The sequence below is a fragment of the Burkholderia sp. Bp8963 genome, from assembly GCF_003854275.1.
Taxonomy (GTDB): domain Bacteria; phylum Pseudomonadota; class Gammaproteobacteria; order Burkholderiales; family Burkholderiaceae; genus Burkholderia.
In genome coordinates this window covers 97830-117330 of record NZ_QTQP01000015.1, presented here as the reverse complement: position 1 = coordinate 117330, position 19501 = coordinate 97830, and the positions used below count along the sequence as shown (strand labels likewise).

General features: G+C 65.0%; 19 protein-coding genes. 1 reads left to right on the top strand and 18 read right to left on the bottom strand.

Annotation, left to right across the window (positions count from 1 at the left end):
• Window positions 1-19: 19 nt before the first annotated feature.
• The 13 genes from DID96_RS15305 to DID96_RS15245 all read right to left on the bottom strand — a co-directional run bounded on the left by DID96_RS15305 (window position 20) and on the right by DID96_RS15245 (window position 13964).
• Window positions 20-790 carry an outer membrane lipoprotein-sorting protein gene (locus tag DID96_RS15305; RefSeq protein WP_185732264.1) on the bottom strand — a complete coding sequence of 257 codons (771 nt, stop codon included), beginning with the start codon at window positions 788-790 and terminating at the stop codon, window positions 20-22.
• A 66-nt stretch (window positions 791-856) separates the two neighbouring features.
• Window positions 857-2251: an ABC transporter permease gene (locus DID96_RS15300; protein ID WP_124600133.1), complete on the bottom strand. Its 1395-nt coding sequence runs from the start codon at window positions 2249-2251 to the stop codon at window positions 857-859.
• Window positions 2252-2269: 18 nt separating this feature from the next.
• On the bottom strand, window positions 2270-3016 hold the full coding sequence (locus tag DID96_RS15295; RefSeq protein ID WP_124600132.1) for an ABC transporter ATP-binding protein: 747 nt from the start codon (window positions 3014-3016) through the stop codon (window positions 2270-2272).
• A 24-nt stretch (window positions 3017-3040) separates the two neighbouring features.
• Window positions 3041-3973 carry a transglutaminase domain-containing protein gene (locus tag DID96_RS15290; protein WP_124600131.1) on the bottom strand — a complete coding sequence of 311 codons (933 nt, stop codon included), beginning with the start codon at window positions 3971-3973 and terminating at the stop codon, window positions 3041-3043.
• Entirely contained in the window at window positions 3973-5610 is a 1638-nt protein-coding gene (locus DID96_RS15285; RefSeq protein WP_124600130.1) for an AMP-binding protein, read from the bottom strand. The genes DID96_RS15290 and DID96_RS15285 overlap by 1 nt, the downstream gene beginning before the upstream one ends.
• Before the next feature lie 3 nt (window positions 5611-5613).
• Window positions 5614-6549: a ketoacyl-ACP synthase III family protein gene (locus DID96_RS15280; RefSeq protein ID WP_124600129.1), complete on the bottom strand. Its 936-nt coding sequence runs from the start codon at window positions 6547-6549 to the stop codon at window positions 5614-5616.
• 24 nt (window positions 6550-6573) lie between these two features.
• Window positions 6574-8190: a class I adenylate-forming enzyme family protein gene (locus DID96_RS15275; protein ID WP_124600128.1), complete on the bottom strand. Its 1617-nt coding sequence runs from the start codon at window positions 8188-8190 to the stop codon at window positions 6574-6576.
• Complete coding sequence (locus DID96_RS15270) at window positions 8187-9266, bottom strand: MATE family efflux transporter (RefSeq protein ID WP_185732263.1); 1080 nt, start codon at window positions 9264-9266, stop codon at window positions 8187-8189. The genes DID96_RS15275 and DID96_RS15270 overlap by 4 nt, the downstream gene beginning before the upstream one ends.
• Window positions 9267-9566: 300 nt before the next feature.
• On the bottom strand, window positions 9567-10694 hold the full coding sequence (locus DID96_RS15265) for an acyl-CoA dehydrogenase family protein (RefSeq protein ID WP_124600126.1): 1128 nt from the start codon (window positions 10692-10694) through the stop codon (window positions 9567-9569).
• Window positions 10687-11379 (bottom strand): hypothetical protein, encoded by a 693-nt coding sequence (locus tag DID96_RS15260; protein ID WP_124600125.1) that lies wholly within the window; start codon window positions 11377-11379, stop codon window positions 10687-10689. Before DID96_RS15260 ends, DID96_RS15265 begins: the two co-directional genes overlap by 8 nt.
• Window position 11380: 1 nt before the next feature.
• Entirely contained in the window at window positions 11381-12325 is a 945-nt protein-coding gene (locus DID96_RS15255; RefSeq protein ID WP_124600124.1) for a hypothetical protein, read from the bottom strand.
• Window positions 12322-12603: an acyl carrier protein gene (locus DID96_RS15250; protein ID WP_124600123.1), complete on the bottom strand. Its 282-nt coding sequence runs from the start codon at window positions 12601-12603 to the stop codon at window positions 12322-12324. The genes DID96_RS15255 and DID96_RS15250 overlap by 4 nt, the downstream gene beginning before the upstream one ends.
• A gap of 71 nt (window positions 12604-12674) precedes the next feature.
• Complete coding sequence (locus DID96_RS15245) at window positions 12675-13964, bottom strand: alanine racemase (RefSeq protein WP_124600122.1); 1290 nt, start codon at window positions 13962-13964, stop codon at window positions 12675-12677.
• A gap of 1058 nt (window positions 13965-15022) precedes the next feature.
• On the opposite strand from DID96_RS15245, the gene DID96_RS15240 reads away from it, so the two are divergent.
• Window positions 15023-16045 carry an IS30 family transposase gene (locus tag DID96_RS15240; RefSeq protein ID WP_124600121.1) on the top strand — a complete coding sequence of 341 codons (1023 nt, stop codon included), beginning with the start codon at window positions 15023-15025 and terminating at the stop codon, window positions 16043-16045.
• A gap of 263 nt (window positions 16046-16308) precedes the next feature.
• On the opposite strand, the gene DID96_RS15235 is transcribed toward DID96_RS15240, so the two are convergent.
• Genes DID96_RS15235 through DID96_RS15215 form a run of 5 tightly spaced genes read right to left on the bottom strand, consistent with a single transcriptional unit; the run spans window position 16309 to window position 19385 of the window.
• Complete coding sequence (locus DID96_RS15235; RefSeq protein ID WP_124600120.1) at window positions 16309-16506, bottom strand: DUF1289 domain-containing protein; 198 nt, start codon at window positions 16504-16506, stop codon at window positions 16309-16311.
• Window positions 16503-17009, bottom strand: a complete 507-nt coding sequence (locus DID96_RS15230; protein WP_124600119.1) for a YbaK/EbsC family protein — start codon at window positions 17007-17009, stop codon at window positions 16503-16505. Before DID96_RS15230 ends, DID96_RS15235 begins: the two co-directional genes overlap by 4 nt.
• Window positions 17010-17037: 28 nt before the next feature.
• Complete coding sequence (locus DID96_RS15225) at window positions 17038-17970, bottom strand: hydroxymethylglutaryl-CoA lyase (RefSeq protein ID WP_124600118.1); 933 nt, start codon at window positions 17968-17970, stop codon at window positions 17038-17040.
• A gap of 30 nt (window positions 17971-18000) precedes the next feature.
• Window positions 18001-18942, bottom strand: coding sequence for a glyoxylate/hydroxypyruvate reductase A (locus DID96_RS15220; protein ID WP_124600117.1), 942 nt, complete (start codon window positions 18940-18942; stop codon window positions 18001-18003).
• Between the two features lie 5 nt (window positions 18943-18947).
• The gene (locus DID96_RS15215; protein ID WP_185732262.1) at window positions 18948-19385 is read right to left on the bottom strand and encodes a VOC family protein; all 438 of its coding nucleotides are present in this window, start codon (window positions 19383-19385) and stop codon (window positions 18948-18950) included.
• Between the last annotated feature and the right edge of the window lie 116 nt (window positions 19386-19501).

Sequence of the window (19501 nt, the reverse complement as noted above, 5' to 3'; positions counted from 1 at the left end):
CGGCCGGGCGGCGCACCGGTCAGGACGCATCGATGCGCGGCAGGTACGAACGTTGGAACCAGGCATCGGGGATGTCGACGGCGCGGAAGTCGCTGAAATTCATCGTGGTCACAAGGCGGGTGTTCACGGCATCGATCAGCACGGCCTGCATCGGACGCACCCCGCCGAGCGTCGGCTTTTGCTCTCGGTAATACACGAGCTTCAGAAGCTGTCCGCTGTCCGCGTAGCACTTGCCTTTGACGATCGCGTTCGTGGTCTTGTCGATCCAGTATTCGAGGCGACCGTAGACGGCCGCGTCGGACGCGGCGGTGAACTCGACGACATTGCAGTCGTGCGGTCTCTTATCGGCGTCGTCAACGGCGGCTTCGCCGGTCAACCGCGCGCGGTAATCGCGACTGTAGTTGATAGTGAGAACGTCGCCGTTCGATGCCTGACCGAGCAGTCGCTGCTGCATCGAGATGCGCAGGCTGGCTCGCGACGCGGGATCGTAAAACCACAGCGCGTCGCCGTCATTGAGCAAGGTCTTGCCAGTATCGCGTGGCGGATCGATGTACTGGACGATGTCCAACCATTTGCCCGACGACTGATGCCGCTTCGTGAAGACGGCGACCTTGATGCGGCTTATTTCAGCACCGTTCTCGTACTGGACTATCGTGTTGAACATCCGATACGCGGGCGTCGGATCGAGCAGGCGCTCGACTGCAGTGACGATGTCGTCGGCGTTCCGGGTGGTGGCGTCCGCATAGCGGGGCAGCGCGAGCAGTCCGGGCATGGCAAGGGCGCCGAACATGAAGGATCTTCTTCGCATGGGTCTCCGAGGTCGATGATGGCCGCCAGCGGGCGGCCGATTGGTGGCTCACGCGTGACGCAACGCGGTGACGACGTTCAGGCGCGCCGCACGGCCCGCGGCGAACCGCGCGGCCAGTCCCGCACTGAACACGAGTAGTACCCAGAGGACGACGGTCGTTGGCACGGCGCCGACGAAGCTGAAGCGCATCGGTACCGGCCGCAGGCTGCCGGGCGGCATCCAAGTTAGGCCAGCGTGGTTCAGCGCGAGCACGAGCGCTGCAGCCAGTCCGACTCCCAGCGTCGCGCCAGCCGTGCCGAGCAGCAGCCCTTCGGCGACGAATAGTCGGCGCAGCGGCCCGCGGTCCATCCCCAGCGCGCGCAGCGTACCGATCTCGCGCGTTCGCTCGAAGATGCTTGCGCTCATCGTGTTGACGGTCATGAACAACGCGACAGTACAGATCAACACCATCAGGCAATTTGACAACGTTCCGTAGAACTCGTTGATTTGCCGGTATGCGGGCGAAAGCGTTGCGAAGTCGATGATTTCAAGCGGTGCGGCGCTGTCGTGCGTGAGCTGCGCGATGCGCTCCCTCGCGCGCGGCAGGTTGGCGGTGTCCTTGAGCTGAACGACGATCGCGGTCGCCTGCCGCTCACCGCGCCCGAACAGCAGCTTCTGCGCGAGAGCGATCGGCATGCCGACGTACCGGTCGTCGAGCTCCTTGATGCCAAGCCGTACTTGCCGGACGACGCGCAGGGTGACGACGTTTGGCGCGCCGCCGGACGTCGCGGCGAGCAGGTTGACGGTGGATTCCGGTGCCCGGTCGCCTGTGCCCGCGACATCTTTCGCCAGATCGGCGAAGCGTTGAGCCTGCGTGCCATCGGCCGGCGGCGATGGCGGCGTCTGCGTGGCCGCCGCCCCGTTCCCGCAGCGGGGAGCCGGTGGCACGCAAAGATTCAGGATGCGGGCGAGCCCTGCGCCGACGATGCCGCTATCGATCGAGCCTTCGGGCACGCCGGACGTTAGCGCATCGGCGGCGCCGGGCAGGCCGTACGCGTTCCATTGCGCCATCGTTTGACGGTCCGCGGGCACGACCCCCTGCGCGAAGAACGTGCTGGACGCATCCGAGTCGGTGCCGCTGACGATGCCGCCGACACTGACGGTCGGCGTCACGACAGTCAGCATCGGCTTGAGGAGCGGATCGGACCGGAGCTTGTCGATCAGGGGCGCGTAGCCGGGAATACCGTAAGCGCCGGGGTTGCCGCCGCCCGACGCGAAGTAGCCCTTGCGGAAGATGTTCAGATGACCGAGGCGAACAACGGTTTCCGTCTGCAGCCCGTTCGTAACGTTGGCGGCGAACGCGCTGAACAGCGTGACGGCGACGCTGCCAATCGCGATCGATGCCGCGGTGACAATCGAGCGCCGGCGGTTGCGTACCAGGTTTCGCAGTGCGATGTCGAGCATAGTAGCCAAGATGGGGGGTTAGGAATGCGCGGCGGCGTGAACGCCGGCGCCCGGCTGGGAGTACGGCCGGACGCCGCTTGCAGTGTCGAAGCCGCCGTCCTTCATGTACGCGACGATATCTGCCTCGCCGAGCAACTCGCTGTCGTGCGTCGAGAAAACGAACGTGGTGCGGGACGAGCGCTGCATCGACCGCATCAGCGCGACGACCTCCGCGCTCGTCGCGGAATCCAGGTTGGCGGTCGGTTCGTCCGCGAGCACCAGCGACGGCTCCTTGACGAGCGCGCGGGCAATCGCGACGCGTTGCTGCTGCCCGCCGCTGAGTTCGCCGGGCCGCCGGTCGCGCTCGCGACCGAGGCCCACCATGTCGAGCGCCGCCTGCGCGCGCCCAACGCGCTCGCTGCGGCCGAGACCGAGCAACCGCAGCGGATATTCGACGTTCTCCTGCGCGCTCAGAACCGGCACCAGATTGAAGCTCTGGAAAATGAAGCCGATCTTCTCGCGCCGGAAGCGCGTCAACTGGCGTTCAGGCAGACGCGCGATGCTCTGGCCGTCAATTTCAATGTCGCCGGCATCGGGAGCGTCGACGCAGCCGAGTAGGTTGAGCAGGGTCGATTTCCCGCAGCCAGACGGTCCGGTCACCATCCAGAACGTTCCGGATGGAATTTCCAGCGACACGCGACGGACCGCGCGGATCTGCTGGTTTCCGGCTTGGTATTGTTTGTCGACATCGACGAGACGCGCGGCGCAAGGGGTAATGGATCGCATAATGGATTCGCTTCGAGGGTGGATTCAGGATTCGTGCGTCGGCAGCGGCCAGCGGCGCACTCCGGCTTGCGGGCTGAACGACGTGACGACGCCCGGCACGCGAAGCACGTCGCTCGATTCGTAGACGTCACGCAGCCGTGCCCACTCCCCAGGCTCGTCAGGATTCAGGCATGCGCACCTGTCGAGCGCTTCGAGTTCTTCTTCGTCGTCGATGACCGCCTCCGGGTGACGGAAAAGCGCCGGACCCCAGACGTCCCACATAAGCGGTTCGAAGCCGTTCAGCGACGCGATGTCGAGATACGCATACTTGGCGACTGCGCTCATGCCCCGGCCGAGGCCGCCGTGCGGGCCGCCGAACGTCGCGAAATCGCGCTCACCGCTGCGGCACTGGTGCCACAGCGTCAGCGCTGGCACGAACAGGCCGTCGGGCAGCAATTGGCCCGGCACGAGGTCGATATCGTGAAGCGCGATAACTTCGCCGTGCATTCGGCAGTCGATCGTTTGCCATCGTTGCCCGTCGAAGAATTCAGTGACCGCGTGTTCGTGCATACGTGCGTGCGGCCGGTAAAGGCGGTGCGCGAAGCCATAGCGCACGCGCGCTGGAACCGCGTATGTGCGCAGGACCGACGCGCACAACAGCGCAGTGTCCCGGCAGTTCCCCACGATCCTCTCGTCGGGGCGGCGCGGTGCCGACAGCGACGTTTCCGAGATCGCGAACAACGCATCGAGCATCGCCTCGGTGGTCCGCAAGTCGACTTGCCAGAGTCGCGACGCGAACAGCGCACTGTCGACGAGCGTTCGATCCGTAACGAAGTTAAGTACAGTGCGTCCGATGCATTCGACGAGGTCGGATGGCGCGAGGCTAGCTACGGTGGCGCGTGCCGCGTGGGCACCGGGATCGCTGACGACTGTCTGGCGGGAAAACGTCGCCCAGTCGCGGGTGATGGCCGTGTTCATCACGTCGCTCCCTGCTCGGTGTCCGGAACCGGCGACGTATCGAGCAGAAGCGTCCGCAGGTGCCCGTAGTCCACCTTGCCGCTCGACGTACGTGGGATCTCGCGCAGATGGATGGCAGTCGGCACCATGTACGCGGGCATCAGCTCGCGACAGCGGCGCAGGATCGCCGCGCTGTTGAGCGACGTGTTCGCGACGACGCCATGAATCGTCAGGATGCTGCTCTGATCGTTGAGCGGGAGCATCACTATCACCGCGTTCTGCGTTCCGGCGGCTTCGCGCAGCATCGCCTCGACTTCGAGACGTTCGACCCGGTAGCCCTGGACCTTCAACTGGTCGTCTACCCGGCCGACGAAGCGCCAGCCGCGCGCGGTGTGCGTCGCCAGATCGCCGGTACGGTACCAGAGCCGTCCGTCCGCGCCACGCAGGAATCGCCGTGCGGTTTCATTGGGATTGTTTCGGTAGCCGGATGCTACCTGGCTTCCCGACAGATACAGTTCACCGGTCGCACCGTCCGCCACCGGCTCGCCGCGCTCGTCGCGCGCGACGAGCGTCTGCCCCGGCAGCGGTTCGCCAAACGGAACGAATTCGCCGTCGTCGCCGTGGTGCCAGCGGTGGCAGGCAATTGCGACCGATGCCTCCGTCGGCCCGTAGAAATTCTCGATCACGCTGTGCGGAGCGGCCTCGTGCCATCGCCGCACGAGGCTGGTCGGCAGCGCCTCCCCGGCGAACACGCTGCATCTCAGGCTCGCGAGCGCGTTCGGCTGCAGCGCATGTAGATCCTGCAGCATGATCGCGACCGAAGGCGTCGAGAACCAGTTCGTCAAGCGCTGCGCCCGGATGTAGGCGGGAATCCGGATCAACTGATCCGGCAGCCGATGCACGCTGCCCCCAGTCGCCCACGCGACATGGCTCTCGAAGATGCTGACGTCCCAGCTCAAGTTCGAGATTTGCCCGAAGCGGTCTTCCGCGGTCGACGCAAGGCGCAGCGCTGCGCTCTCGACGAATGCCAGCAGATTGCCGTGCGTGATCGGTACGCCCTTCGGCACACCCGTGCTACCCGACGTGAACAACAGGTACGCGACCGTACTCACGTCGCACGCGGCCGGTTCGGCGTGGCAGGCCGGCATGCCGTCTAGCGCACGCCTTCCGTGGAAGCGATGGGGCGCTGGAACTGCGAGATCATCGCTGTCCGGACCGATGATCTGAAGCGCGAAACCGAGATGCGGCAGAATGTCCGGCAGCAACACGGCACCGGACGAGTCAACTACGAGGACAGCCGGCCTTTCCCGTTCGAGTGTTTGGACGACACGCGATGCGGGATCCCCGGCGAACAGCGGCATGTAGGTCCAACCGCTCATTGGAGCGGCGATGCTTGCGACATACTGGGCAGCCTGACGGCTGCCGAGCGCTGCCATCAGCGACGGCTTCGCGTCCCGTCCGGCATTGTGTGAGCGGATTGCGACATTGCTCAGCCGGATCGCCGCGTCGAGCAGATCGCCGTATGACCAGCGCTCGCCGTCGATCACTAGCGCGATCCGGTCGGGTGCCGCAAGCGCCTGCCGATGGAAGCGGCTGACCAGGTTCGTGCGGGGGCCGACAGCGGCGGGCACGCTACGGGACAGATCGTGATCGCCCATCGCTCAACCCTCCACGAAGGCGGCGGCGGCGAACACCGCGCCGATCCCCGCCGTCGCGATCATCACGGCATCCCCGCGCCCAACCTGTCGGCGCTCGCGGCCCACGGCCCAATTGAACAGCATGTCCGCGCCGAAGCAGTGGCCTGTTTCCGGCAACAGATCGAGAAAGATTCGCTCGAATGGAAGCTGCAGAATCTTCGACACGCGCTGCCACGAGAACAGATTGACGTTGTGCGGAAATACGACCTTGATGTCGCTCCACTCGAGGCCCGCATCATCGAGGGTCTGCTTCATCACCTCCGCGAGCCGTTCGGGATAGGTCCGGTCGAATTCGCCGGCCTCCTCCCGCCGCTGCCAGATACCGCGCGAATGCTGGCCGAAGGTGTTGGTCCGCAGCGCGACCAGCCGGGCGCCCCGGTCGCGCTTGCCGAGCAGCATCGCGGCGGCGGCATCGCCGCAGAACGTCGTGTTCGGAATCCATCGCAGCGTTCGGGAAAATGCCTGGTCCGCCGTGACGACGATCGCTAGCGCGTCGTCGTCGGGATCTGTGGAAAGCAGCGACTCAAGGTTGCGCAACGCCACCATCGTCGACGCGCAGTTCGACGCTGTCATGCCGAACCCGACCGCATGGGTCAGCCCCACGTCGTTGCAGATTTCGGCCGGGAGGCTGCGCATGTACGGCCACGTCATCTGCGCGGTATGGCAGTGCACGAGGTACTTCACTCTTGCGGGATCAACGTTGTTTCGCTCGATCAGCGCCCTGACCGCCGGCGTCATCATCTGCTCGATTGGGCCGCGATGCACCGGCACGCGCGCGAGCCCGTAAATGCGGGTGTACACCTTCATCTCGGCATCGCTGAGCCCGATCTTGTCGCGCATCGGAGCGATGTCTTCGCGCTGCTCGGGAATCACGTAGCAGATGTCTTCGACCGTCAACATGAATGCATCCTTTTCACTGAATCCTCAGATGCCAGCAGACACGCCTGCCGCGTGTACCGCCGGCGCCGCGACCGCTAGCTCCTCCTGCGCCATCTGCACGAGGCGCTTGCGATCGACCTTGCCGTTTGTCGACGTCGGCAGGCTGCGCACATGGAAGAAGCGCAGTGGCCGGTGATAAGCGGCGAGGCGGCGGTGCGCCTCCGCGTCCATCAACTCCTCGAACTCATCGCCGAACGGGCCGCGCACGAACGCCACGAACGCGTCGTCGGCAGTAGCGGGCTGCGGGACCGGCGCGATCGCGACGTCCGCAACGCCGGGGAACGCGCGAATTGCCGCCTCGACCTCCAGCGGCGACACCTTGCGTCCACGGATCTTCATCGTCTCGTCGGCGCGTCCGATGAAGAAGAAATAGCCGTCTTGGTCCAAATAGCCGAAGTCGCCCGTGTACAGCGCCCGGTCGCCATAGACCGGATGCACGCCGATGCGCCGCGCGGTCAATTCCGCTCGCCGCCAGTAGCCGCGCATCACCGTCGCGCCGCGCACGACTAGCTGGCCGACGACACCCGGCGCGCACAGCTGGTTCTCGTCGTCGACGACGACGATCTCGGTGTTCGGGATCGCCACGCCAACGCTGTCCGGTTTGCGCTCGAGATCGTCTGGTGGCAGATACGTGCACCGCTTGCATTCGGTCAGCCCGTACATCGAGAACAATCGGGCGTCGGGAAATACGGCGCGCACGACATCCATGTGCTTCGACGTCAATGCCGCGCCGGTGTTGGTCACCATGCGTACCGAGGCGAGCGATGCCGTCACGCGCAGCCGGAATTCACCGAGCAGTGTCGCAAGCGAGGGCACGATCGGCATCACGGTGCAGAGGTGCTCGTCGATGCGCTTGAAGACTGCGGCGGGGTTGAGCAAGCCTTGTTCGAGGACGATTGTCGCGCCGACCGCAACAGCCATGATCGCCTGATAGAGGCCGTAATCGAACGATAGCGGCAGCACGACCAGGATCACGTCGTTCGCGTCCAGGCCGAGATAGCGCGTGATCGAATCGCACGCTGCGACCATGTTGTCGTGGCCCATGACCACACCCTTCGGCTCGCCCGTCGATCCCGACGTGAAGATGATCGATGCAAGATCGACGGACAGCGGCGGCGTCCAGCGCATGGCGAGGTCCGCCGGCCGGGCGATCCACTCCTGCAAGCAGTCGGCACCCGGCGGCACGAGCGCGCGTTGTGCATCGTCGCGGCAGTGCGCGACCAGACGTACCCTGCCGCTCGCGAACACTTCGTCCGCGGCGAGTTCGTTAGCCAGCTCGATCGTGCACACGAGCGCCTTCGGCTCGGCGTCGGCGACGATGAATCGGATCTTGTCCGTGCCCTGATCCGGCGCGATCACGGACGGACAGACGCCCATTCGCAGCGCCGCCCAGAACACCAGCAGCGTTTCGGGCACGTTGCCCATGCAGATCACGATGCGGTCCTGACGCTCTACGCCGGCATCCAGCAGCGACTGGATGATCGCGCGCGTGGCGCAATCGAAATCGCGATACGTGTACGAGCGCTTTCCGAAATGGAGCGCAACCTTCTCGGGAACATTTTCAAGAGTTTGGCCGAAATATTCGGCGAGCGTGCGAATCATAGGGAACCTCCATGAGCAAGCGTGCGGGGTGGACGATGAACCGCGGATTTGCGGACAATGACGAACAACGCGAGCGCGGTGACCACGTTGCACGCCGCGATCGCGATGAAGACGTCGCCGATCAGATGGCTGCGCGCCGCGACGGCGTATGCGCAGACGAACGTCATGCCGAGTGACGCCACGTTGAACAAAAGCGCGAGCCGGCCTTGCCCCATCTGCTCCAGGTAGATCAGCAAGGCCAGCATCGGGCCGAAGAAAACGAACGACGGACAAACGATCAGCAGGTATTCGCCCAACACCGCCGCTGCGCCGGCTTCGGCCATCAACGGCGTGATCAGCGGCCGCGCGGCGATCACGATTGCCGACACGAGAGCGTAGAGCACGATGCCGACGACGAGCCCGCGGCCGGCAAGGCGCGCGACACTGACGTCGCTGGCCGAGGCGCCGATGCGGTGCATGCCGCCCGCGCGGATCGCAAGGGCGGTGCCCAACGCGACCGCCGGCATCATCAGTAGGCTCTGCAGGCGATTGGCGATACCGAATCCGGCAACCGCATCCGGTCCAATCGACATGAGAACGTCGTTGAGGGCCGCGGCATAGATGCTCAATACCAGATAGCTGCCGAACACTGGGATCGCAATGCCGCGCGTCATCGCGATCACACGGCGAGCGGCGGATCGCCAGTGTTGCCAAACTCCCGCCGAGCGAGGCAGGCTCGCGAACGAGGCCGCGAGCATCACGCTACCGGCGACGCCCGTCCCCCACGCGCCTCCAAGCGCCCCTTGCCGCAGCAGGAACGAGCAGCCCGCGGTTACCACGAGGTTGACAAGGTTGGCCGCGATCGAGATTGCCAGCGCGCGGCGTGCGAGCCCGCGCGCGAAGACCGCCGCGTTCGCGAGTACGCCGGCCGCCAGCACGGCGCTCGAAAGCTGCATGCAGGTCACGAAGCGTGCCGCGTGCTGCAGCGTTTCGCGCGGCGCGTCGAGGCGGATGAAGACGCGATCGCCGACCACGCCGACCACGGCCGCGACGAGCAGCATCAGCACGGCGCCAAGCCCCGCGAAGCCGCCGACCATCAGGCGCAGCTCGCGCGCCTGCGCCGCCTGCGTGACATACACGGTCAATGCCGCACGCAGGCTTTCGGTGACAGCGACGATCAGCATGCTGAACGGCAGGAACAGCCCCGACAGCAGTAGACCGCTCGGCTCCGAGCGCCCAACGATCACGGTGTTGGCGAGAATCGTCAGGCTAGACAGCACCGAGCCGGTCAGCAACGGCATCATCAGGCCCAACAGGGTTCGGACATCCTGCCTGAAGGGTTTCACAGCGATGGCACCGGGTTCGGACGAACAACGTGGAGTCATGGCGGCCCGACCTTATGCCAGTGCGGCGACTTGCGTCGTTGCGAGCTTGCGGCGGCGTGCCAAATGCGCGCCGGCGTTGTCGAGGTGGACATTGGCCGTGCCCTCCATGAACTCGAACGCGCGAGCATCACGGACGGCCTTCTCCAGCCACGGATGGTCGAGCAGCGCTGCCGTGCCCAACAGTGCGGGAACTTGGTCGGCGATGCGCTCGCAGAGCTGTGTCGCGGTCACCTTGCACAGCGGCACGTGCCAAGCAGCATCCGAGTCGCGATCGACCTCGTCCGCGGCGAGGTGAACGAGACGGCGGGTGGCCGCGAGCTGCGCGCACCAGAAGTCGAGCTGCGAGCCTGCAACGCCTCGCGGCGCGACGTGTTTGCGGGCGAAATCGACCATCGCCTGAGCGTGTCCGAGCGCCAGCGCGGCGACGGTCGGGCGGAACCGGCTGAAGGTCCGGATCAGCGCCATCATCCCGCGCTGGAGTGGATGCAGATGAGTGCCGAGCAGCGCCTGCGCGTTCAGCTGATGGCCGTCGAACGCCATGTAGCCCAGGACCGCACCGCGCAAACCAACGGTTCGCAGGCTCTCCCGCCGCAGCGTCGGCCCCTCGTGCAGATCGTCCGGCGTCAACAGCACCGCTCCCAGGCTCAGCGGGCCGGGGCCGGTCCTGACCATCAACACACCTACGGAACCCGTGGCGGCATGGCCGACCAGCCATTTTTCCCCGTGCAGCCGGCCGTCGTGGTCGAGACTTGCAGTCATCGCACCTGCGTCGGATCCCTTGCCCGGCTCGGTCACGGCGAGAAAGGTACGGGAACGGCCGAGCTCAACATGGTCGAAAAAGATGTCCTGCTGAGCCGGCGATCCGAGCTCGCGCACGATCACGCCGGGCAGACCGGTGCCGGGTGCGCTCAGCAACGCACCCGGATCGCCATACGATAGTGCCTCGAACATCCGCACCCGCTGCGCGGCCGTGATCGGACGCCGGTCGCAGAGCAGGCGGATCAGCGGGTGATCCAAGTGCGACAGCATCGCTTGCGGGTCGCGGTCGATCGCGGGCCCAAGATGCCGCAGCCAGTCCGCAAGCTCATACAGCTCCGCGGGATAGAGGCGCTTCCAGCTCGTGTGAGAAATATCATTCATGTTGGAGACCGGGGTAGATATTGACGAGGAATGCGTACATCGCCGCTGCGTCACAAAGGTTGCCCGACAGGAAGCTGCGGCCGCCTCCCAGGCGTGCGAGCGAGGCGCTGAATGCCGCGAGCTCCGTCGCTAGCCCGCTCGATGCTTCGCCAGCTGCGTGCAGCCACTCCTCGAAAAACCGCAGCTGACGTTGCGCGTCGCCGAGCTGATGGCGTAACGTGGCGATCTTCGCCAGCGAACCGGTGCCCGCCTGTCGCGCGCTGAAGTAGTCCTGAAGCAGTTCGAGCACTTGCTCGCACCACGCAAGCTGCGCCGACACGATCGCGGCGCCGACGCGGCGGGCCGACGACGCCGACGACTCGATGCGCTCGCGCGCCGAGGCATCGACGCGCAGCACCTGAAGCGAGAAGCGCTGCGCAAGGTCGAAGCTGTCGTCAGCCTGCAGAACGGCGCGCGCGTCCGCGTCCTCGATGTCGGCGATGCGGGAGCCGCCGGCGGGCAGGCAGCCTGCGCTCGTTACAGCCCAGCCGCCGCGCACGACGATCGTCCGTCCGGTTCCCCCATCCAGCGCTTCTGCGAAATCTGGCAGTGGGACCTCTGGCACGCAGCCGCCGAAACGGCAATACGCGTCCAGACGATCGGCGCCGTCCGTCGGCGTCGCGACGGCGGTGTAGTTTTCGATCATGTCAGTCTCCCTTGCGCCACGCGCGCGGCCCTTCGAACATCGCCCAACCCAACGCCAACGTCTCGACGTCCTCGTCGATCAGCAGCGTGTGTCCCTGCTCGCGGGTGAGATCGCCCCTTAGGCCCACATGCAATTGCTCGAACAGGCGCATGCTCGTCACGCCGGTCGGCGCCCACTGCACCGCAAATGGTGTGCGCTCTCCGGGCGGTCGGTCGTGGTGCCGATAGCGATAGTGCTTGCCGACGAAGCAGTCGAACGGCATTAGCACGGTCAGCCCGGCCGGATCGATGCCAAGCCGCTCGCACAGCCCGTTCACGAACCAGGCGAGACGGAAGCGGCCCTCCTGCAGAGTGCTCTCGGGTTCGACGCCGGCGTCGAGCAACTTCCCGGCGCGATCCGTCGCGCGTGCGGACAGCACGATCGCCCCCGCGGACGATCGCAGCGGCACCGGCAGGTGATCCCGTGCGTCGCGGGCGATCGTGGTCTGCTCGAAGCCGACCACCACGATATCGCGCACGCGGTCGGCCGGTCGCGTCGCCCTCTCCATCACGAGCTGCGCATGCGCGAGCTTCAGCGCCGCGAACGCGCCGACGCTGCCTCGATCGCAAACGTCGGCGATCGTGCCGCCGGGCACATAGGTCTTGAGGAAGTACATACCGAACGCGGAATGCTCGGGGTTGTATTCGGGTGTCCAGTACGCGAGCACGATGCTGCCGACGTTGTCGAGCATCTCGTTGCGCTTCAGATCATCGAGCACCGGCGATCCCAGCTCGGTGTACGAGTAGCCGCCGCCGTCCGCGACCGTCCGCCAGTCGAGACGCTTGCCCGCGTGCTCGAACAGGTCTTCCTCAAATTCGAGCGCGCGCTGGCGCCCTCCAGACGTGGACGTATTGCGCGGATAAGTGCGGAACAGCACGTCCTTGATGCAGGTGTGGATCGCGCTCATGCCGCGGCCACGCGTGCATGGACGAAGCGGGCAACCGACGCGATCGTCTGCAGATCGTCGTGCTCGAGTTCGTCGACCTGAATGCGAAAGTTGCCGATCCGTTCTTCGAGCGCCATGAAAAACGCCAGGACGCTCATCGAGTCCAGCCCAACGTCGTCGACGAGGCTCGCTTCGGCTGGAAGCTGCCCGATGTCGGAGCGGCGCGTGACTTCGGCCAGTGCATCCTTGACGCGATTGACGAGGTGGTCGAACGACAGGGCTGCTTGAGATTGCGACATATCCCCTTCTCCTATTTAGATATCCAAAATTAAGTGAATGCGGCCGCGTGGCGCGGGCAGTTACTCAGCGTTCAATGGGCGAAAACGTTGCGCTGCAGGCGTGTCAGATCCGCCGGTGTATCGCGCTCGCGTACTAGGTACGCGCGTTGCCGAACGATCAGCACCTCGGCCGGATGGCCATGCCCGATGAATCCGACCGGCGACGCGGAAGGGCCGTATGCCCCCGCACAGTCGATCGCAATCAGCGCGCCTTCGTACAATGCGTTCAGGCGTAATCTGCGTGCAAGGACGTCGCCGGGTGTGCACAGCGGGCCTGCGAGGTGCACTGGTCTGGCATCGATGTCCTGGGCAGACGGTGCCGTTCCGGTGTCGATCGTGCGCACGGGGAAATTGCGCTGAATGACGGAACCCATGCCCGCCGCGGCCATGAAACAGTTGTAGCCTGCGTCGATCACGGCGAAGCGCTCGCCGTGGGACTCCTTGAGCGCATGTACGCGGGCGAGGAGCGTCCCGGAAGTCGCGACGAGAAAGCGACCGCTTTCGGTGATGAGGCGGCACTGCGGGTGCCGCTGCCGGAACGATTCGAAGATCGGCCTCAGTGAACCCGCGAGCGACGCTTTGTCGAGCGGCAATTCAGAGGCGAAATATGGCACCCCCCAACCTCCGCCGATGTCGACGATCTGCGGTTCGATATCGAGTGCCTCCGAGATTCTCTCGGCTAAGGCGATAATTCGCTCGATATTCGACGCCAGGGCCGTAGCAGACAGTACGCGGGAGCCGTTGTAAATGTGGATGCCGAGTATCTCGATTCCGGGCAGCTTGAATGCCGTGCAGCCCTTAAGGACGATGTCCTCGGAGATGCCGAACTGCGTTGCCACGCCACTCATCTTGATTGGTGCGTCATCCATCTTGAAGTTGGGATTGATCCGTAGCAGCACCGGGATGGGGCGATCCAATCCTCGCGACAGCGCGCTGATGCGCGAAAGCTCCTCGAGCGAGTCGACAACGATTGCGGCGATTCGAGCATCGATGGCCATCCGCAGTTCGGTATCGGTCTTGAACGGCCCAACGAAGATGATGTCGATCGGAGCGAAACCGGCCGCCAGTGCGGTCTGCAACTCAGTCAGCGAGCTTACTTCTGCGCCCGATCCCAGCAAGCGCAGCTGAGCCGCTATTGACACGTTGGGGTTGGCTTTGAGCGAAAAGAAGATTTCCGCTTGACCGCAACATAACGCGTTAAGCTCGTTGTAATTTGACTTGATTCGAAACGCGTCGTAAACGAAAACGGGCGTCCCGAATGTCTTGATGATATCCAGCTCTGGAGCATCACGATCAATTTCAATGAAATCAGGGCACGGCATCTTGACTACCCTCGGAAAGATTGCAATTTATTTTTGTAAATCTATTTCTTGAGGCGCGGTGCTTTTATGGTTTGTCCGGCTTTTTCCGGTAATCTCGCCGCTAATAAGCTTAATCACCGGCAATATATAAAATCACGAACGACATGTGGAAACCCAGTAGGACACGTGGCTTGAAGCGACTGCGCCTGTTTAAGTCGCTGAGCAGCTTCTGTCGCCGCGCACTGGTCACCGAAAGCATCCCGATGAGGCGTATCGATGCGCCCCGAGGTGAAAATGTGAATCGATTGCGTTATGGCGATAGTTTGCCAACTCAAGGCGGCCGTCAACCCCCTTGCCATGTGCAAGGTTGCTTTCCCCGCACCAATGCCTCCAGATAGGGCGGTGTGCGATACTGAGGATTGTTAAATAAGGTTAAGGATGGACGGGTAACTACGGCGAGCGCGGCCTGCGCTCGACTGTCCGCTCGTACGGACACAGACCACAAGTCGCAGAGGGCTTTCGCACGGAGAATCTATAAAAATCAATGAGCTACGTTTTCGATTTATAGTGAGGCGGAATTCTTGGATTGCCGGGGTTTGGGCGTGTGACCGGAGATGGCGGAATTTTTGAGTATTGAAGAGGCGTGAGGGGAATTGAAGGAGCCGCGCGGCCGAACGTCGGCGCATGATCTGAAGGGAATAGTGGAATGGCGGCGCCCTAGGACGTGCTGTGGCGATGGTGCCTTGGGGCAGCGCATCTCCAGGATTCACTCGCCGTTTCGCGATTCCATCTTCGGCGGCAAGCTTGCGTACTGGGGAAACAGGCGCTCCGAAACCGACCACTACGCCGGTCGTACGCCAAGCCCTCCGCACCGACCAATCCCATAAGCGCCTTATCCACCTTTTCCACCGGTGAGCCGGACGGGAAGTGCGAACGATCTTTGCTGCGACTGTAGAACGAGCAATGTTGCCCGAATCCCATTGCCATGGGGCCTATTCGGAGAGTGGTTGATAGCGTTGACGCTTGCTGCTTAATCTCTAGTTCCAAGTGCAACACCTTGAATCAAGTAAGGTGTTGCGATGAAGAAGAAGTACCAGCATCTGAGCGCGGAGGACCGCGCGGCAATCATGATCGAACGTCAGCGGGGAACCAGCATGCGAGAGATCGCGCGGCGGTTGGGGCGCAGCGCTTCGACGGTTTCTCGCGAACTGGCTCGTAATCGGAATGCGGCAACGCCGCGCTACGACGCAACCCAGGCGGCCTCGTCCTATCGGCTTCGCCGTCGGCGTTGCGTACGGCGTCGTAAGTTGAGCGAAGGCAGTGCGCTGTACTGGCATGTGCATCATCAACCGATCTATCGACGCTGGTCGCCGCAGCAAATTGCTGCCAGACTCCGCGACATGCATCCAGACAATCCCGACCAGCGCGTCAGCCACGAAACGATTTACGCCGCGATCTATACCCATCCCCGAGGTGGACTCAAGCAGGCGATGATCGAGGCGCTTCGCCAAGAGAAGCCTGCGCGCGGCACCACCCGTCGAACCCTTGCGCGCAAGAGCTTCGTGCCGGAGGAATTGCGCATCATTCATCGGCCTGAGCAGATCGAAACGCGGCAATGGCCGGGACATTGGGAAGGCGACCTCGTCAAAGGCGCGTTCAATCGATCCTGCGTTGGAACGCTGGTCGAGCGTAAAACACGGTTCGTAGTGCTGTGCCGCATGGACGGCTGTACCGCCCAGGACGCACTCGAGGGCTTCACGCGCCAGATGAAGAAGGTGCCGGCCTTCCTGCGTGAGAGCCTGACGTACGACCGAGGATCGGAGATGACCTGTCATGTCGAGCTTGCCGAGCGACTGAACCTCGATATCTGGTTCGCGGACCCATACGCTCCGTGGCAGCGCGGCAGCAACGAGAACACAAACGGCCTACTACGCCAGTTCTTGCCAAAGGGCATGGACCTGTCGAGCGTCACGCAGACGCAATTGAACGACATCGCCAAGCTGCTCAATGGACGCCCTCGCCAGACGCTCGGTTGGAAAACGCCCGAGGAAGCCATGGCCATGGAACTGGCAGCCGAGGGGTTAGCAAAACGTTGCACTTGACTCTAGAAACCGCCCTGTCATGCCTCGCGTTACGCACAGAAGGGACGCGTCGTAGCGCAACCATCCGTGCCGCCGTCATTTGCAGTGTCGGACGCATCGGCTGGCGGCTCCGTGGCTTTCGCAGAGCGCAGGTTCAGTGTGGCGCATGGGATTTTGCGAATCCACTGGGGCGAGCAAACAAAGTTGGCAAGTGTCACGGCTGTACTTGCGCGCTCGCGGCAAGCGAGGTTCCGACCGTGGGACTATCAAATGTCCGAACTCTTTTATGCGTTGCTCGCAGCAAGCTCGCGCCGCGCGTCCAGCCGCGCGAGTACCGCGCGCTTCGCGTCGTCGTCGGATGCTCGCCACGCCTTGATTTCGTCGCGGGTCCGCAGGCAGCCCGCGCACCATTCGGTGCGCGGATCGATCTTGCACACGCCCGTGCACGGCGACGCGACGGCGCTTTCCGGTACGTCGCTCATGCGGTTTCGCGCAGCGCGACGTCCGCGACCGGCGCGCCGGTCAGCGTGACGAGTTCCTGCGGCGACAGGTTGAACACCGCGTGCGGATGGCCGGCTGCTGCCCACAGGCTGTCGAGCGCGAGCAGATCGGCGTCGATCAGCATCACAGGTTCGACGAGATGGCCGATCGGACACACGCCGCCGATTGCATAGCCCGTGTTGTCGCGCACGAATTTCGCGTCGGCGCGGCCGACCTCGCCGACCTGCGCGGCCACCTTCTTCTCGTCGACGCGATTCACGCCGCTAGCGACCACCAGCACCGGCGCACCGTCAGCCTGGCGGCGAAACAGGATCGACTTCGCGATCTGCGCGACCGAGCAGCCGAGCCCGGCTGCCGCCTCGGCGGAGGTCTTGCCGGTTTCGGCGAGCATCACGATGCCTTTCGCGTGGCCGCGCTCGCGCAGCAGCATCGCGACGCGTCGCGCCGAATCGGGGAGGGAGTCGAGAGAAGTGGGTATCGTCATGGTCAGGAATCCGTTGGATGCGTGAGGGTCAGACGCAGCTCGACGCGTCGGCCGCGCTTTGCGCCTTTGCGATGAGTGCGCGGCCGGCGCGCGACACGTTCGCGCGGCCGATCGCGTTCGAGATGAACTCGCCGGCGGCGACTACCTGCGCGAGATCGACGCCCGTATCGATGCCGAGGCCCTGCATCAGGTACAGCACGTCCTCGGTCGCGACGTTGCCGGTCGCACCCTTCGCGTACGGGCAGCCGCCGAGGCCCGCGACCGATGCGTGGAAGATCTCGATGCCTTCGAACAGCGCCGCGTAGATGTTCGCGAGCGCCTGGCCGTAGGTGTCGTGGAAATGGCCCGACAGGCGCTCGCGCGGAAACACGCGCGTGACGGCCGCGAGCACTTCGCGCGTGCGTTTCGGCGTGCCGACGCCGATCGTGTCCGCGATGTCGATCTCGTCGCAGCCGAGCGCCGCGAAGCGTTCGACGACGTCGACGACCGACGCGACCGGCACCTCGCCCTGGTACGGACAGCCGAGCGTGCACGACACGCTGCCGCGCAGCCGCAGGCCCGCGTCCTTCGCGGCCTTCGCGACGGGCTCGAAGCGCGCGATGCTCTCGGCGATGCTGCAGTTGATGTTCCGCTGCGAAAACGCTTCGCTCGCCGCGCCGAAGATCACCACCTCGTCCGCGCGCGCGGCGAGCGCACCCTCGAAACCCTTCAGGTTCGGCGTGAGCGCCGAGTAGATCGTGCCGGCGCGCCGCTCGATGCCGGCCATCACGTCGGCGCCGTCGGCCATCTGCGGCACCCATTTCGGCGACACGAACGACGCGGCTTCGACGTTGCGGAAGCCGGCGCGCGACAGGCGGTCGACGAGCGCGATCTTCACGTCGGTGGGCACGAAGGTCTTCTCGTTCTGCAGCCCGTCGCGCGGGCCGACTTCGACGATCTTGACGGCGGTGGGGAAGGTCATGGCTGTCTCCTGGTATTTGATATCGGACATTCAGTAGCCGCGCGCGTAGTCGACGACGCCGCTGACCGGCTCGCCGCGCTCGAACGCGCGGATCTTGCCGGCGATCTGCGCGATGGCTTCCGTGCGCAGCGTCTCGGCCGAGCTGTGCGGCGTGATCGTGATGCGCGGCGCGTGCCAGAACGGATGGTCTTCCGGCAGCGGTTCGTGCTGGAACACGTCGAGCGTCGCCGCCGCGATGCGGCCGCTCGCGAGCGCGTCGAGCAGGTCGGCTTCGACGAGATGCGCGCCGCGCGCGACGTTGATCAGGTACGCGCCGGGCGCGAGACGCGCGAACGTGCGCGCGTCGAGGATCCCGTCGGTGTCCGGCGTGCTCGGCAGCAGGTTGACGAGCACCTTCGCGCCGTCGATGCACGCGTCGAATTCGGCTTCGCCCGCGTAGGTCGCGATGCCGTCGAGCTGCTTCGGGCCGCGGCTGTAGCCGCGCACCGGCAGCCCGAGCCCGGCGAGCGCCTGAGCGACCTGCGCGCCGAGCACGCCGAGGCCGAGCACCGCGATCGTGAAGGTCGCGCGCGCGTGCGGCTCGAGCGCCTGCCAGCGGCGCGCGCGCTGCAGCGCTTCGTATTCGTCGAAGCGGCGCAGGTAGCGCAGCACTGCGTGCGTCACGTATTCGACCATCTGCTGCGCCATCCCCGAATCCTCGAGGCGCACGAGCGGAATGTCGGGAGGCAGCGTGCCGGGATGCGCGCGCTCCAGCGCGAGCAGCGCGTCGACGCCGGCGCCGAGGTTGAAGATCGCGCGCAGGCCGTCGCGCGGCGCGAACAGCTCGCGCGGCGCGCGCCACACGAGCGCGTAGTCGGCGGCGGCCGTGTCGCCCGGCAGCCACGCGCGCAGGTCGGCTTCGGGCAGCGCCTGCGCGATCTCGGCGCGCCATGCGCCAGCATCCTGGTAGGACGAATGGAACAGGATCTTCATGCCTGTTACTTCGCGAACAGTTGGCCGATGTCGGCGAATGCCTTGAATTCGAGCGCGTTGCCGCACGGGTCGAGGAAGAACATCGTTGCCTGCTCGCCGACTTCGCCCTTGAAGCGGATGTGCGGCTCGATCACGAAGCGGGTGTGCGCGGCCTTGAGCCTGTCGGCGAGCGCTTGCCATTCGTCCATCGACAGCACGACGCCGAAGTGGCGCACCGGCACGTCGTCGCCGTCGACCGGGTTGACCGCGCTCGCGCCGGTTTCGTCCGGCGCGAGATGCGCGACGAGCTGATGGCCGAAGAAGTCGAAGTCGACCCAATGCTCGGAGCTGCGGCCTTCCGGGCAGCCGAGCAGGCCGCCGTAGAACGCGCGGGCGTCGGCGAGGCTCGACACGGGAAAGGCGAGATGGAACGGGCGCAGCGCGCCGGACGGCGAAGCGGGCATCGGGTGTCTCCTTTCTGGAACGTCACATTCTACGGTTTCGCGGGCGGTTGCGTTGCGGTGACCGGGGGCGGGGCGCGCAAACGGCGGGCAGGCGGCGGGCAGGCGGCCGATGCGCG

Coding starts and splice junctions, on each gene's coding strand:
- DID96_RS15220 (WP_124600117.1), bottom strand. CDS start 18,942: ATGAAGATCCTGTTCCATTCGTCCTACCAGGATGCTGGCGCATGGCGC.
- DID96_RS15295 (WP_124600132.1), bottom strand. CDS start 3,016: ATGCGATCCATTACCCCTTGCGCCGCGCGTCTCGTCGATGTCGACAAA.
- DID96_RS15300 (WP_124600133.1), bottom strand. CDS start 2,251: ATGCTCGACATCGCACTGCGAAACCTGGTACGCAACCGCCGGCGCTCG.
- DID96_RS15265 (WP_124600126.1), bottom strand. CDS start 10,694: ATGAATGATATTTCTCACACGAGCTGGAAGCGCCTCTATCCCGCGGAG.
- DID96_RS15270 (WP_185732263.1), bottom strand. CDS start 9,266: ATGGTCGGCGGCTTCGCGGGGCTTGGCGCCGTGCTGATGCTGCTCGTC.
- DID96_RS15290 (WP_124600131.1), bottom strand. CDS start 3,973: ATGAACACGGCCATCACCCGCGACTGGGCGACGTTTTCCCGCCAGACA.
- DID96_RS15225 (WP_124600118.1), bottom strand. CDS start 17,970: ATGACCTTCCCCACCGCCGTCAAGATCGTCGAAGTCGGCCCGCGCGAC.
- DID96_RS15255 (WP_124600124.1), bottom strand. CDS start 12,325: ATGAGCGCGATCCACACCTGCATCAAGGACGTGCTGTTCCGCACTTAT.
- DID96_RS15240 (WP_124600121.1), top strand. CDS start 15,023: ATGAAGAAGAAGTACCAGCATCTGAGCGCGGAGGACCGCGCGGCAATC.
- DID96_RS15245 (WP_124600122.1), bottom strand. CDS start 13,964: ATGCCGTGCCCTGATTTCATTGAAATTGATCGTGATGCTCCAGAGCTG.
- DID96_RS15235 (WP_124600120.1), bottom strand. CDS start 16,506: ATGAGCGACGTACCGGAAAGCGCCGTCGCGTCGCCGTGCACGGGCGTG.
- DID96_RS15275 (WP_124600128.1), bottom strand. CDS start 8,190: ATGATTCGCACGCTCGCCGAATATTTCGGCCAAACTCTTGAAAATGTT.
- DID96_RS15260 (WP_124600125.1), bottom strand. CDS start 11,379: ATGATCGAAAACTACACCGCCGTCGCGACGCCGACGGACGGCGCCGAT.
- DID96_RS15305 (WP_185732264.1), bottom strand. CDS start 790: ATGTTCGGCGCCCTTGCCATGCCCGGACTGCTCGCGCTGCCCCGCTAT.
- DID96_RS15285 (WP_124600130.1), bottom strand. CDS start 5,610: ATGGGCGATCACGATCTGTCCCGTAGCGTGCCCGCCGCTGTCGGCCCC.
- DID96_RS15230 (WP_124600119.1), bottom strand. CDS start 17,009: ATGACGATACCCACTTCTCTCGACTCCCTCCCCGATTCGGCGCGACGC.
- DID96_RS15250 (WP_124600123.1), bottom strand. CDS start 12,603: ATGTCGCAATCTCAAGCAGCCCTGTCGTTCGACCACCTCGTCAATCGC.
- DID96_RS15215 (WP_185732262.1), bottom strand. CDS start 19,385: ATGCCCGCTTCGCCGTCCGGCGCGCTGCGCCCGTTCCATCTCGCCTTT.
- DID96_RS15280 (WP_124600129.1), bottom strand. CDS start 6,549: ATGTTGACGGTCGAAGACATCTGCTACGTGATTCCCGAGCAGCGCGAA.